Source organism: Georgenia sp. AZ-5, assembly GCF_043952095.1.
In the GTDB taxonomy this organism is placed as follows: domain Bacteria; phylum Actinomycetota; class Actinomycetes; order Actinomycetales; family Actinomycetaceae; genus Georgenia.
This window is the reverse complement of the sequence record NZ_JBINOU010000001.1, coordinates 1,181,505-1,194,203: the sequence shown is the minus strand read 5'-3', so window position 1 is coordinate 1,194,203 and position 12,699 is coordinate 1,181,505. Positions and strand designations below refer to the sequence as shown.

Genomic DNA, 12,699 nt, shown 5'->3' with positions numbered 1-12,699 from the left:
GGCGCCTGTCGCCGGAGGGGGTCACTTGAGGGTGACGGTGGCGCCGGCGCCCTCGAGCTGCTCCTTGGCCTTGTCGGCCGCGTCCTTGGCGACGCCCTCCAGGACGGGCTTCGGGGCGCCGTCGACGAGGTCCTTGGCCTCCTTCAGGCCGAGGGAGGTCAGGGCGCGCACCTCCTTGATGACCTGGATCTTCTTGTCGCCGACCGACTCGAGGATGACGTCGAACTCGGACTTCTCCTCGGCGGCCTCCTCGCCACCGGCGGCACCACCGGCGGCCGGCGCGGCGGCGACGGCGACGGGGGCGGCGGCGGTGACCTCGAAGGTCTCCTCGAACTGCTTCACGAACTCGGAGAGCTCGATGAGGGTGAGCTCCTTGAAAGCCTCGATGAGCTCTTCGGTGCTGAGCTTCGCCATGGTGGCGTTCCTTCCTTGACTGTCCTGCTACGCGAGCAGAGGGTGTGGGTGGTGCGTGCCGGTGCCTGTCCCCGGGGGGATCAGGCCTCGGCGGCCTGCTTCTCGCGCAGGGCCTCGATGGTGCGCGCGGCCTTGGTGGCCGGCGCGGTGAAGAGGTAGGCAGCCTGGAACAGCGCGGCCTTGAACGCGCCGGCTGCCTTGCCCAGCAGCACGTCGCGGGACTCGAGCTCGGCGAGCTTGGTGACGTCCTCGGCGGAGAGCTTCCGGCCCTCCAGGACGCCGCCCTTGATCACGAGCTGGGGGTTCGCCTTGGCGAAGTCACGCAGCGACTTGGCAGCCTCGACGGGCTCGCCCGTCACGAAGGCGACCGCCGTCGGGCCGGTGAGGTCGCCGTCGAGCACGTCGACGCCGGCCTCCTTCGCCGCGATGGCCGTCAGCGTGTTCTTCACCACGGCGTAGCTTGCGTTACCGCCGAGCGAGCGGCGCAGCTGCTTGAGCTGGGCGACGCTGAGCCCGCGGTACTCGGTCAGCAGGACGGCGCTGGACCCACGGAACTGCTCCGCGAGCTCGGCAACCGCTGCCGCCTTGTCAGGCCTCGCCATGGCCCTCCTTCCGGTAGTGACGCACGGTCGTCGGTCCTGGACAACGAAGAAGCCCCGTGCAGGCAGGCACGGGGCTCGGACCGCCACGAGGGCGGGAAGCTTTGTACTCACCTGCGCTGGCTCCGCTGCTGCGGACTTGGCCCCGTCTGCACGGGCGACCGGCGGTCTTTGGCAGGGAACACGGTACCGGCCGGCGACGTCCGGTGGCAAACGCCGCGGGATCCGCCCTGCTATGACGTCCGCCACCGTCGAGCGGGCGCGTCGGCCACCGTCCGGCGAGCGGTGCACCGGCAGGCCCGTTCGGCCGAGGCTTTCCGGTGCCCAACCAGCGGCTTGCGGCGCCCAACCAGCGGCTTGCGGCAGCAATCCAGCGCTTCCGGCGCCCAACCAGGGGCCATTCGCGTTCACCCAGGGGATTCCGGCGCGCAACCAGCGGCTTTCGGTGTCGACCCAGTTGTTATGTGTCCAACCAGCGGGGATTTCCCAACTGTCTCGACACGAATCCACTGTTTCGCGACACGAACGCCCTGTTTCGAGACGCAAACCTACCGGCTCGCGTATGGCCCTGGCCGGAAGGGGGCCGTGCGACCGCCCGCCCCTAGGACGCCGTTGGATTCCTGCTCACCACATGCATCTGCAGGCCGGGGATGGGCCTGAGCCGCGCAAGCAACGCGGGCGGGAAGGCCCGGCACATCCGCGCAAATGTCGCCTCCGGCTGGTGCAGGTCTGCCATGCCGAAGCGCAGCACCACGACGCCGGCCTCCCGCATGGCGTCCTCCCGTGACTTCTCGGAGTACAGCGCCATCCCGGGCGCCTCACCCGCCCGGGGCTCGTACTTCCCGGCACCGTCGTACTCCATGACGACCGCCCACGGTTTCGATCCGGAGCCCGGCTCCGCGAGCCGCCATCCGACGTCGCCGAAGAACCGACCCTGCCCGGTCACCACCGGAAGCTGCGCCGTCGGCCTCGGCAGGCCCCGGGCCAGGGCGATCCAGCGCAGGTCGCTCTCACCGGCGGACTCCGCGAACCCGTCCGCATGACGAACGACGGCACGGGCCCGCACGAGTCCCCGCCTTCCCGGCGTGGCGTCGAGGCGGGCGAGCAGTTGGCGGCGCACCTCCTCCATCTGCGCGGAGGACCGGTCCCGCGCGCCCCGGTCGGCCCTGGCGAGCATGCGGAGGGCGCTGTCCGCGACCGCCAGCGCCGCCCGCGCGCTCATGGTCCGCGCGCAGTCCTCCACGGTGCGCTCGAGGCTCGTCACGCGCAGCCCGTTCACCAGCGTGACGTCGTCGTCCGGGAGGCTCCCGTGGTGGCGCTTGACCCCGCCCACCACGAGGCTGCTGGGCGGCGTGGGCTGGGTGATATGGGTCAGCGGATCCACGCCCCAGAGCCAGCAGCCGTGGATGAGCGCGGCGGTGGCATGGCTGAACGCGTACTCGCACCTCAGGCTGCTCGCCACGGCCACGCACGCCGCGAGGGCGACCGCCTCGCGCTGCCTCCACCGGTCCCATCCGGGGTCGGGGGCCAGGTAGGCGCCGTTGCGCACCCGCACCAGGCGCGCGTCACGGCGCGCGGCGCGGACCTCTGCCCTGCCGAGCTCGCGCACGAGCAGGGGCTGGGGCAGCACGGGCGGTTCCGCGAGGCTCTCGTCCACGGCGCCACGGTGCCCGAGGCGGCCGCACGCCCGCGACCGCGCCCGAGGGGTTCTGTGGACGACGGCGCAGCCCGGCGCGCACGCGGCGGCAACCGTCCGCCCGGGAACCGGCGGCAGACACCCGCACACGCGATCAGGCCCGGCCCCCGAGCGGGGACCGGGCCAGCCGGCGTGCGACGGGCTACGTCAGGAAGCGTCCTCGGTGGTGAGGTTGCGCGTCTTGGTGGCGTCGAGCGGGATGCCCGGGCCCATCGTGGTGGTGACGGTCGCCTTGGTGATGTACCGGCCCTTCGAGCTGGCCGGCTTCAGGCGCAGGACCTCCTCCTGGGCGGCGGCGTAGTTCTCCACCAGCGCCCTCTCGTCGAAGCTCGCCTTGCCGATGATGAAGTGCAGGTTGGAGTGCTTGTCCACGCGGAACTCGATGCGGCCGCCCTTGATGTCGGACACGGCCTTGGCCACGTCCATCGTCACGGTGCCGGTCTTCGGGTTCGGCATGAGGCCACGGGGGCCGAGCACGCGGCCGAGACGGCCGACCTTGCCCATGAGGTCCGGCGTCGCCACGGCGGCGTCGAAGTCGGTGTACCCGGCCGCGACCTTCTCGATCAGCTCGTCGCCACCGACCTCGTCCGCCCCGGCCTCGATGGCCTGGTTGGCCCGCTCACCGACGGCGAAGACCAGGACCCGAGCGGTCTTGCCGGTGCCGTGCGGCAGGTTGACGGTGCCGCGCACCATCTGGTCTGCCTTGCGGGGGTCGACGCCGAGGCGGAAGACGACCTCGACGGTGGAGTCGAACTTGGTGGTGGCGGTCTCCTTGGCCAGGCGGACGGCCTGGAGCGGGGGGTAGACCTCGCCGTCGTGGATCTTCTCCACGGCCTTGCGGTAGTTCTTGCTGCGCGTTGCCATCTGCTTCTCCTGTGCAGTCGTGGTCTGCGGGTCCGCGCGGACCCTGCCACTTCGCGCCCCTCAGGGGGCGCTGACGGATGTGTTGGTCAGCCCTCGACCGTGATGCCCATGGAACGGGCGGTGCCGGCGATGATCTTCTCGGCGGCCTCGATGTCGTTGGCGTTGAGGTCTTCCTGCTTGGTGCGGGCGATCTCCTGCACCTGCTCACGGGTGATCGTGGCGACCTTGACCGTGTGCGGGGTGGCGGAGCCCTTGGCCACGCCGGCGGCCTTCTTGATCATCTCGGCGGCCGGCGGGGTCTTCGTGACGAAGGTGAAGGAGCGGTCCTCGTAGACCGTGATCTCGACCGGGATCACGTTGCCGCGCTGGGACTCGGTGGCCGCGTTGTAGGCCTTGCAGAACTCCATGATGTTGACGCCGTGCTGACCCAGCGCGGGGCCGATCGGCGGCGCGGGGGTCGCGGCGCCAGCCTGGATCTGGAGCTTGATCAGGCCTGCAACCTTCTTCTTGGGGGGCATGTTCGGGGTCCTTACGGTTCTTCCTCTGGGTCCCGCCGGAGGAGCCCGGCGGGGTGCGGGAGTCGTCCCGTCAGATCTTGGCGACCTGCGAGAACGACAGCTCGACCGGCGTCTCCCGGCCGAAGATCGTGACGAGCACCTTGAGCTTCTGGCTCTCGGGGCTGATCTCGGAGATGGTGGCGGGCAGGGTCTCGAACGGCCCGTCGGTGACGGTGACCGACTCGCCCACCGAGAAGTCCACCTTGATCGGCGTCGACGTCGCACCGCCGGCGGCCGCCTTGGCGGGGGCCGCGCCCCCGGCCTGCGCGCGGATGGTGGGGGCGAGCATGGAGAACACCTCGTCCTCGGTCAGCGGCACGGGCTGGTGGGTGTTGCCCACGAAGCCGGTGACGCCGGGCGTGTGGCGGACGGCGCCCCACGACTCGTCGGTGAGGTCCATGCGCACGAGGGTGTAGCCGGGGACGCGCACGCGGTTGACGATCTTGCGCTGCGCGTTCTTGATCTCCACGACCTCCTCCATGGGGACCTCCACCTGGTAGATGTAGTCCTCCATGTTGAGGCTCTGGATGCGGTTCTCCAGGTTCGTCTTCACGCGCTTCTCGTAGCCGGCGTAGGTGTGCACGACGTACCACTGGCCGGGCAGGGAGCGCAGCTCCTTGCGGAACGCCTCGGCGGGGTCCTCGTCCTCGGGCTCCTCGGCGGCCGTCTCCTCCGCGGGGACGTCCTCGGCCGCCGCGTCGCCGGCGGGCTCGTCCGCGAGGAGGTCCTCGCCGGCGGGCTCGTCCGCGAGGAGGTCCTCGCCGGCGGGCTCCTCGTCGGTCTCAGGGGTCTGCAGCTGCTGCGCCTCGTCGGCGCCGGTCGCGTCATCGGGCACGTCGACGTCGCCCGCGGCGGCGGGGACCTCCGGCTGGTCGGGCTCGGCCGACGCCTCGTCGAGGTTCGTAGGCTCGAGGTTCTCAGGCACGGGCGACCTGCTTTCTGATCGGATCGGACTTCGCTGGCGGGTCAGCCAGCGACGGGCGGGCGGACGGCGACATCAGGCTCAGCCGAAGACCCACAGGACGAGCCGGCCGAACGACAGGTCCAGCACACCGACGAAGGCCATGATCACGAGCACGAAGACGATCACGACGGCGAAGTAGGTCAGCAGCTCGCTGCGCGTGGGCCGGACAACCTTCTTCAGCTCGGCCAGCACCTGCCGCACGAACAGGATGATGCGGCCGAAGAACCCTCGCTTCTTGGCGTCCGGCCCGGACGCGCTGCGGGCGCGCTCGGGCCGGCCCGAGGTCGCGCTAGCAGACTCGCTCACAGGTTCTTCCTCACGGTTCCGGCCAGGTCCTTCCGCCCGGGGCCGGGCGGTTCGGCCCGCCGCGTGGCGAGGCCGGAGGTCGGCGCACGTACGCCGCCCTGGCAGGGCAGGAGGGACTCGAACCCACAACCGCCGGTTTTGGAGACCGGTGCGCTACCAATTGCGCCACTGCCCTATCAGCGGTCCTCGGCGCCACCCCGGCCGCCCTCACGGGCACGGTCCAGCGTGGCGGACGTCGACCACCGGCGTCGAGTGTACGGCCTCCGACCCCCGTAGGTCGAACCGGACGCCCAGGGACGCTCATCACACGGCTCCCGGGCCCGCCGAGCCGCGGCGACCGCGGCCCCGCGCCCACGGGCTGGGCGAAGCCTGTGCCGCCCGGCACCCCCGTGCCACGATAGGCGCCGTGAGCGCACCCACCACCCCCGTGACCAAGCCGCGCGTGTCCGCACGCCTGGCGGCGATCGCCGAGTCCGCCACCCTGGCCGTGGACGCCAAGGCCAAGGCCCTCAAGGCCGCCGGCCGGCCGGTGATCGGCTTCGGCGCCGGCGAGCCGGACTTCCCGACGCCGGAGTACATCGTCGAGGCCGCCGTCGCCGCTGCCCAGGACCCGACCAACCACCGGTACACCCCCGCCAAGGGGCTGCCCGCCCTGCGGGAGGCCATCGCGGCCAAGACGCTGCGGGACTCCGGCTACGAGGTCTCCCCCGACGACGTCCTCGTGACCAACGGCGGCAAGCAGGCCGTGTACGAGGCCTTCGCCGCCGTCCTCGACCCGGGCGACGAGGTCCTGCTGCCGGCGCCGTACTGGACCACCTACCCCGAGGCCGTCAAGCTGGCCGGTGGCCGTGCGGTGGAGGTCTTCGCCGGGGCGGACCAGGGGTACCTGGTCACCGTCGAGCAGCTCGAGGCCGCGCGCACCGAGCGCACGAAAGTCCTGCTGTTCTGCTCGCCCTCCAACCCGACCGGCGCGGTCTACTCCCCCGAGCAGACCGAGGCGATCGGCCGGTGGGCCGTCGAGCACGGCATCTGGGTGATCACCGACGAGATCTACGAGCACCTCCTCTACGACGACGCCGTGTTCACGCCCATCCAGCGCGCCGTGCCCGAGCTCGTGGACACCTCCATCGTGCTCAACGGCGTGGCGAAGACCTACGCGATGACCGGCTGGCGCGTGGGCTGGATGATCGGACCCAAGGACGTCATCAGGGCCGCGACCAACCTCCAGTCGCACCTGACCTCCAACGTCGCCAACGTCTCCCAGCGGGCGGCGATCGCCGCCCTGGCGGGCGACCTCTCGGCCGTCGGGGTGATGCGGGCGGCGTTCGACCGCCGGCGGCGCACCATGACCGAGATGCTGCGGGCGATCGACGGCGTGGAGCTGCCGACCCCGCGCGGCGCGTTCTACGCCTACCCTGACGTGGAGGGCGTGCTGGGCCGCACAATCCGGGGCCGCACGCCCACCACGTCGGCCGAGCTCGCCTCCCTCATCCTGGAGGAGGTCGAGGTCGCGGTGGTGCCGGGCGAGGCCTTCGGCCCCAGCGGGTTCCTGCGGCTGAGCTACGCCCTGGGCGACGACGACCTCGCCGAGGGCGTGGGGCGCATCCAGGAGCTGCTGGCCTGAGCCCGCCCATCCGCCGTGAGGCCGCCCCTCGGGGCGGCCTCACGCGTTTCTCATCACCGTCTCAGTCGTGGCGCTGACCGCGTTCACCCTGACCGTGGCCGGCGGCGCCGCCTGGCTGTTCCAGCGCGACCGGGTGGACGCGAGCATGGACGCGAGCCTGCGGCGCACGGTGGAGGAGTTCTCCACGTTCGCCGCGCAGGCGGTGGACCCGGCCACGGGCGCGCGGTTCGCGGACGTCGCGGGCCTGCTCTTCGCCGGCATGCAGCGGGAGGTCCCGGCCGAGCACGAGGGCATGGCCGGGTTCGTGGGCACGAGCCTGGAGCTGGTGCTGCCAACGGGCCTGGACATCAACGGCGACGCCGAGCTCGTCGCCCACCTCAGTCACGTCGTCGCGGAGGGACGGGGCCGGATCGGCTCGGCGGAGACGGCCACGTCGGAGTACCCGCTACGCCGTGATGCCGGTGACCGTGACGGGCGGGGGCGGCGGCGCGCTCGTCGTCGCCTTCGACCGCACGGCCGAGCTCGCCGCCGTCGACGAGACGTTCCGTTCCTACGCGCCGCTGTGCGTCGGCGCGCTCGTCGTCCTGACCCTTCTCGCGTGGGCGCTGGCCGGGCGGCTGCTCGCCCCAGTGCGGCAGCTGCGGGAGACGGCCGAGGCCATCACCGACACGGACCTGTCCCGCCGCATCGAGGTCCGCGGCGACGACGACCTCTCCGACCTCACCCGCACCGTGAACGCCATGCTCTCCCGGCTCGAGGACGCCTTCACCTCCCAGCGGCGGCTGCTCGACGACGCGGGGCACGAGCTGCGCACGCCGATCACGATCGTGCGCGGGCACCTGGAGCTCATGGACCCCACCGACCCGGACGACGCCGCCGCCACCCGCGAGCTGGCGTTGAGCGAGCTCGACCGCATGCACCGGCTGGCCGACGACCTGGTCCTGCTCGCCAAGGCCGAGCAGCCGGACTTCGTGCGCCGCTCCCCGACCTCCGTCGGCGAGCTGACCGACAACGTCCTGGACCAGGCCCGCACGCTCGGCGACCGGCGCTGGCTCGTGGACGCGCGGCTCGAGGCCCACGTCGACGTGGACGCCCAGCGGCTCACGCAGGCGCTGCTCCGGCTCGCCGCCAACGCGGTGAAGTTCTCCGCGCCCGGCTCGACCATCGCGCTCGGCTCGGCCCTGCGCGGCGGGCGGCTCCTGCTGTGGGTGCGCGACGAGGGCGTCGGCGTCGCGCCGGAGGACCAGGAGCGGATCTTCGAGCGCTTCGCGCGGGGCGGGGGGAGCGAGGGCGCCGGCCTGGGGCTGGCCATCGTCGCGGCCATCGCCGGCGCCCACGGCGGCGAGGTGCGCCTGGACTCCCGGCCGGGCGCCGGCTCGACGTTCACCCTCGACCTGCCGGCCGGGGGCGCCGTCGCCGAGACAGTGCCCGCGGAGCCCGTCGGCGCGGAGGAGTAGGCGGGACCGGCCCGGCGCCCGGGGCGGGGTCAGGGTCTGCCGCGCTCCACCGCCACCGGCCCGTCCAGGGTGTGCATAGCCGGCTCGTGGCGCAGGTCAGGATCGAGCGCGAGGTAGGACCGCGTCTCGCGCGCGATCAGCCCGGAGCACAACAGCAGCCCGACCAGGTTCGGGATCGCCATCAGCCCGTTCATCACGTCCGAGAAGCTCCACACGACGTCGAGCTGGGTCGTCGCACCCAGGAGCACGACGAGGGTGAACACCGCCCGGTACGGCGCGACACCTCTGATCCCGACGAGCCGCTCCACGCAGCGCTCGCCGTAGTACGCCCAGCCCAGCACCGTGGAGAAGGCGAAGAAGACCACGGCGATGGTCACCAGGTAGTGGCCCCACCCGCCGGGCAGGCCCTCGTTGAAGGCCTCCGCGGTCATGCCGGCGCCCTCGATGCCGCTGTCCCACGCGCCCGTGGTGATGATGACGAGCCCGGTCATCGACACCACGATCAAGGTGTCGATGAAGGTCTGCGTCATCGAGACCAGCCCCTGGCGCACCGGGTGGCGCGTCTTCGCGGCGGCGGCCGCGATCGCCGCGGAGCCCATGCCGGACTCGTTGGAGAAGATCCCGCGGGCCACGCCGAACTGCAGGGCGAGGATGAAGGTGGACCCGAGGAAGCCTCCGGCGGCCGCCGTCCCGGTGAAGGCGTCGGTGAGGATCAGGACGAGCGCGGCGGGGATGTCGCCGACGTTCAGCAGCAGCACCACGAGAGACCCGAGGACGTAGAACACGATCATCATCGGCACGAACCCGGCGGTGACCCTGCCGATGGACCGAATCCCGCCGATGAGCACCGCCCCGACGAACACCGTCAACACCAGACCGGTCGCCCAGGTGGGCACGCCGAAGGAGCCCTCGACTGATGTCGCCACCGTATTCGACTGCGTCATGTTGCCGATGCCGAAGCTTGCGAGCACGGCGAAGACGGCGAACAGCACGCTGAGCACGAGCCCGAGCCGGTTCGGGATGGCACGGGCGAGGTAGTACTGCGGGCCGCCGGACTTCTCCCCGCGTGCGTCGGTGGTGCGGAAGCGCACGCCCATGAACGCCTCGGAGTACTTCGACGCCATCCCGAGGAGGCCGGTGACCCACATCCAGAACAGGGCACCCGGACCACCGACGTGGATCGCCGTCGCCACACCGGCGATGTTGCCCACGCCCACGGTGGCGGCCAGCGCCGTGGTGAGCGCCTGGTAGTGCGAGATGTCGCCGTCGGCGCCCTCGTCCGCGCGCTGGACCAGCGCCAGGCGGAGCGCCGGGCCGAGCTTGCGGAACTGCAGGCCGCCCAGCCGGACGGTGAGGTACAGGCCAGTCCCCAGCAGCAGCGGGATGAGGACGAACGGTCCCCACACCACCGAGCCGGCGTCCGCCAGCATGCGCGCGATCTGCTCCACGGTTTCTCCCTCCCCGTTCGGCGGACGCTGTGGCCTGTGCCACGCGCCCGGGATCGGGCGAGGATACCGAGCGAGCCGACGGGCCGGTACACGCGCCACGGCATGTCGCCGCATCATCCTGCGGCGGCCCCGACGCCTGCGGCGCCCGGCAGCCGCGACGGGGACCGCTCCGGGACCCCGACCCCGGGTTCGGTGCGAGACTGACCCGGACCCCATCGTCACCGTGCGGGGCATGGGGTACCGGCTAGTCGACGTCACACGCTGACCGGGCCGGCAGGCACCGGGCCTCAGGGCCCCGCGCGCCGCCGGAGGTCCTCGACCACCCGCTCCGCGGCCGGCGTGGGGACGCCGTGCCGGCGCCCGAGCTCGACCAGGTTCCCGCCGATGGCCTCGAGCTCGTTCGGGCCGCCGCGGAGCAGGTCAAGCTGCAGGGACGACCGCAGCGTCGCCGGCAGCCGGCGCAGGGCCGCCGCGACCTGCGCGGCGTCGGTGGGGGCACCGTCGGCGGTCGCCACCGCGGCGACCTCGCGGGCCAGGGCGTCGGCGGTGGCGGGCTCGCGCTCGAGCGCCGCCCCGACGGGCAGGTCGGTCCAGCTCGTCAGCAGGGCGGTGGGGGCCAGGAAGCCGTACTTGCGCCACAGCACCTCGGTCTCGGAGCCGCCCTGGCGCACCGTCACGCCCGCGCGGGCCAGGGCGGCGGGCACCTGCCACCCGGCCGCGTCGTCGGGGACGGTCACGACGCAGTAGCCGCCGCGGTGGACGATGACGCCGTCCTCGCGGGCCGACTCCACCTGGATGGCGGCGCAGGAGGCCCGCAGGCCGGTGGCGTGCAGCGCCGCGGCGTGCCCGGTGCCGTTGAGCAGCGCGACGACCTCGGTGGGCCGGGCCGCGACGACGCCGGGCAGGACGTCGTCCAGCCCCGGGGCCTTCACGGCCAGGACGACGGCGGCGCCCTCGGGCACCGCGGTCGCGACCGGCACGTGCGCCGTGAGGTCGCCGAAGTGCTCGGAGCGCACGACGATCCCGTCCGCGGCGAGCCGCTCGGCCGTCCCCGGGCGGGCGACGGCGACGACGTCCTCCCCCGCCCGGTGCAGCAGCGCGGCGAGCAGCCCGCCCACGGCCCCTGGTCCGACGACGGCGATCATCCCGGCTCCTCCCGACGCGACGGCGGACCGAGGCTATCGAACGCCGAGAGCAGCGAGAGGCGACGGCAGCGCGTGAGGCGACGGCTGCGGCCGCTCCCCGCGCCGCAGCCGTCAGTCCGCGGACGGCGACGGTGCGGGGTGTCCGCGACGGCCGCGGTCATGCCGCCCATGGCCCCGACGACGCCCAGCGAGCCGGCGATGGCCCAGAACTTCCTGCTCGTGACTTCCTCCTCGTCCACGCGGGCCGCTCCGGCCCGCTGGGACAACTCTCTCGGCTCGTCGTGAGAGGACGAGGAGGGCATCATGAGGGAGCTCTCATGCTCCGCGCCGGTCGGTCAGTGCGGGCCGCGCTGGGCGAGCAGCTCCCGCCCGCGCGCGAGCCATCCCTCGGCGCGGGCGAGGCGGCCCTCGGCGTCGGCGCGCCACTGACCGCCGTCGGACCGCCGGGCACCCGCCACGAGGGACAGCACCACCCCGGCGCACCGGGCGTGCAGGGTCACGGGATCGACGAGCTGCTCGCAGGCGCGGGTCCACTGCTCGAGCACGTCCGGCACGTGCGGGTAGGTGCTCGGGGCCAGGTGCGGCAGGACGCTGATGTGCCCGAGCAGGCACGCCAGGTCGTCGGCCCGGTGCCCCGGCCCGACGGCGTCGACGTCGAGCAGCGCGGTCACCGAATGGACGCCTTCCTGGGGGTCCATGAGCACGTTGGCCTCGTAGAAGTCTCCGTGGGTGGGCACGACGGGTCCGGGGTCGGAGACCGCCAGGAGCTCGTCGATGCCGTCCGCGAGCGCCCGGGCGCGGGCGGCGTGCTGGGGCAGCACCGTGGCGGCGGCGTGCGCGTAGTGCTGGGCCCGCTCCGACCAGGCGGGCCGGCGCGGCAGGTCGAGCGCCGCGGCCGGCAGCGTGTCGAGGGTCCGCAGCAGCGCCGTCAGCACGCTGGGCGCCGTGCGCCCGAGCCCGCGGGCGAGCAGGTTCGCCAGCGGCGTGCCCTGCCCCTCGGCGAGCAGCACCAGGCCGTCGTCGTCCGCGCGCAGCACCTGCGGGGCGGGCACCCCGGCGGAGGCGAGCATCCGGTGCCGGTCGACGAAGACGTGCGCCCCCGAGGGCCGCACGACCTTGAGGTACGCGGCGACCGCCGGCTCCTCGGCGCGCCGCACGCGCAGGACCGCCCGGCGGGTCGGCCGGTAGGCGAGGAGCTCGACCGTGACGGGGGCGCCGAGCCGCCGGCTCAGGGCGGCGGCGTCGCACGCGACCGGCAGGGCCGGCAGCTCTGGGTCGGCCGGGTGGCGCCACAGGTGCACGGCGGGGCCCCCGCCCTCCTGCTCGAGGCGCACCAGCCCGGGCCCGGCGCCGTGGCTCAGCCGCGCCGTCGTCGCGCACAGGTACTCCTCCGTGCGCACCCGGCCGTCGCCGTCGGGCGCCCGCCGCTCCACCGTGGCCGTGTACCCGACCGTCACGCCCGCGCCGGGGCGGTGGTGCACCGTGTGCACGTGCCAGTCCACGAGGCTCCCGCCCTCCGCGCCGAGCGCGCCGGCGAGCATGGTGCCCGCCTCCGGGCCCGTGAGCAGGGCGACGTCGGCCGGCTCGTGACGGGCAGCGGCGGGGACGCTCATGGGACAAGTTCA

At 73.2% G+C, this 12,699-nt stretch carries 14 protein-coding genes and 1 tRNA gene; 3 read left to right on the top strand and 12 right to left on the bottom strand.

The window, feature by feature from the left end:
* Positions 1 to 21: 21 nt before the first annotated feature.
* The 8 genes from rplL to ACF0H8_RS05655 form a co-directional block, all read right to left on the bottom strand.
* A complete protein-coding gene (rplL, locus tag ACF0H8_RS05690) occupies positions 22 to 414 on the bottom strand; it encodes a 50S ribosomal protein L7/L12 (RefSeq protein WP_152203511.1) in 393 nt (130 codons plus the stop codon).
* 80 nt (positions 415 to 494) lie between these two features.
* A complete protein-coding gene (gene rplJ / locus ACF0H8_RS05685) occupies positions 495 to 1,016 on the bottom strand; it encodes a 50S ribosomal protein L10 (protein ID WP_395288006.1) in 522 nt (173 codons plus the stop codon).
* A 598-nt stretch (positions 1,017 to 1,614) separates the two neighbouring features.
* Positions 1,615 to 2,670, bottom strand: a complete 1,056-nt coding sequence (locus ACF0H8_RS05680; RefSeq protein ID WP_395288005.1) for a hypothetical protein — start codon at positions 2,668 to 2,670, stop codon at positions 1,615 to 1,617.
* Between the two features lie 186 nt (positions 2,671 to 2,856).
* The gene (gene rplA, locus ACF0H8_RS05675; protein WP_395288004.1) at positions 2,857 to 3,573 is read right to left on the bottom strand and encodes a 50S ribosomal protein L1; all 717 of its coding nucleotides are present in this window, start codon (positions 3,571 to 3,573) and stop codon (positions 2,857 to 2,859) included.
* An 86-nt stretch (positions 3,574 to 3,659) separates the two neighbouring features.
* A complete protein-coding gene (gene rplK / locus ACF0H8_RS05670; protein ID WP_395288003.1) occupies positions 3,660 to 4,091 on the bottom strand; it encodes a 50S ribosomal protein L11 in 432 nt (143 codons plus the stop codon).
* A 70-nt stretch (positions 4,092 to 4,161) separates the two neighbouring features.
* Entirely contained in the window at positions 4,162 to 5,055 is an 894-nt protein-coding gene (gene nusG / locus ACF0H8_RS05665) for a transcription termination/antitermination protein NusG (RefSeq protein ID WP_395288002.1), read from the bottom strand.
* 78 nt (positions 5,056 to 5,133) lie between these two features.
* On the bottom strand, positions 5,134 to 5,400 hold the full coding sequence (gene secE / locus ACF0H8_RS05660) for a preprotein translocase subunit SecE (RefSeq protein ID WP_395288001.1): 267 nt from the start codon (positions 5,398 to 5,400) through the stop codon (positions 5,134 to 5,136).
* Positions 5,401 to 5,499: 99 nt separating this feature from the next.
* A tRNA-Trp gene (locus ACF0H8_RS05655) sits at positions 5,500 to 5,575 on the bottom strand.
* Between the two features lie 231 nt (positions 5,576 to 5,806).
* Between ACF0H8_RS05655 and ACF0H8_RS05650 the strand changes: the two genes are divergently transcribed.
* Positions 5,807 to 7,024 (top strand): pyridoxal phosphate-dependent aminotransferase, encoded by a 1,218-nt coding sequence (locus ACF0H8_RS05650; RefSeq protein WP_395288000.1) that lies wholly within the window; start codon positions 5,807 to 5,809, stop codon positions 7,022 to 7,024.
* 61 nt (positions 7,025 to 7,085) lie between these two features.
* Here the strand turns inward: ACF0H8_RS05650 and ACF0H8_RS05645 are convergent, their stop codons facing one another.
* Entirely contained in the window at positions 7,086 to 7,400 is a 315-nt protein-coding gene (locus ACF0H8_RS05645) for a hypothetical protein (protein ID WP_395287999.1), read from the bottom strand.
* A 79-nt stretch (positions 7,401 to 7,479) separates the two neighbouring features.
* Here ACF0H8_RS05645 and ACF0H8_RS05640 point away from each other — a divergent pair, with 79 nt between their 5' ends.
* Entirely contained in the window at positions 7,480 to 8,481 is a 1,002-nt protein-coding gene (locus ACF0H8_RS05640; protein ID WP_395287998.1) for a sensor histidine kinase, read from the top strand.
* Positions 8,482 to 8,510: 29 nt separating this feature from the next.
* Here the strand turns inward: ACF0H8_RS05640 and ACF0H8_RS05635 are convergent, their stop codons facing one another.
* Positions 8,511 to 9,911, bottom strand: a complete 1,401-nt coding sequence (locus ACF0H8_RS05635) for an alanine/glycine:cation symporter family protein (RefSeq protein ID WP_395290817.1) — start codon at positions 9,909 to 9,911, stop codon at positions 8,511 to 8,513.
* A gap of 305 nt (positions 9,912 to 10,216) precedes the next feature.
* A complete protein-coding gene (locus tag ACF0H8_RS05630) occupies positions 10,217 to 11,074 on the bottom strand; it encodes a ketopantoate reductase family protein (RefSeq protein WP_395287997.1) in 858 nt (285 codons plus the stop codon).
* A 138-nt stretch (positions 11,075 to 11,212) separates the two neighbouring features.
* Here ACF0H8_RS05630 and ACF0H8_RS05625 point away from each other — a divergent pair, with 138 nt between their 5' ends.
* On the top strand, positions 11,213 to 11,359 hold the full coding sequence (locus ACF0H8_RS05625; protein ID WP_395287996.1) for a hypothetical protein: 147 nt from the start codon (positions 11,213 to 11,215) through the stop codon (positions 11,357 to 11,359).
* Positions 11,360 to 11,409: 50 nt separating this feature from the next.
* On the opposite strand, the gene ACF0H8_RS05620 is transcribed toward ACF0H8_RS05625, so the two are convergent.
* Entirely contained in the window at positions 11,410 to 12,687 is a 1,278-nt protein-coding gene (locus ACF0H8_RS05620; RefSeq protein ID WP_395287995.1) for a phosphotransferase family protein, read from the bottom strand.
* Positions 12,688 to 12,699 lie beyond the last annotated feature (12 nt).

What these genes read in the sequence shown, in the direction of transcription:
- rplL (WP_152203511.1), bottom strand. Translation starts at nt 414, where the DNA reads ATGGCGAAGCTCAGCACCGAAGAGCTCATCGAGGCTTTCAAGGAGCTC.
- rplJ (WP_395288006.1), bottom strand. Translation starts at nt 1,016, where the DNA reads ATGGCGAGGCCTGACAAGGCGGCAGCGGTTGCCGAGCTCGCGGAGCAG.
- rplA (WP_395288004.1), bottom strand. Translation starts at nt 3,573, where the DNA reads ATGGCAACGCGCAGCAAGAACTACCGCAAGGCCGTGGAGAAGATCCAC.
- rplK (WP_395288003.1), bottom strand. Translation starts at nt 4,091, where the DNA reads ATGCCCCCCAAGAAGAAGGTTGCAGGCCTGATCAAGCTCCAGATCCAG.
- ACF0H8_RS05640 (WP_395287998.1), top strand. Translation starts at nt 7,480, where the DNA reads ATGCCGGTGACCGTGACGGGCGGGGGCGGCGGCGCGCTCGTCGTCGCC.
- ACF0H8_RS05635 (WP_395290817.1), bottom strand. Translation starts at nt 9,911, where the DNA reads ATGCTGGCGGACGCCGGCTCGGTGGTGTGGGGACCGTTCGTCCTCATC.
- ACF0H8_RS05630 (WP_395287997.1), bottom strand. Translation starts at nt 11,074, where the DNA reads ATGATCGCCGTCGTCGGACCAGGGGCCGTGGGCGGGCTGCTCGCCGCG.
- ACF0H8_RS05620 (WP_395287995.1), bottom strand. Translation starts at nt 12,687, where the DNA reads ATGAGCGTCCCCGCCGCTGCCCGTCACGAGCCGGCCGACGTCGCCCTG.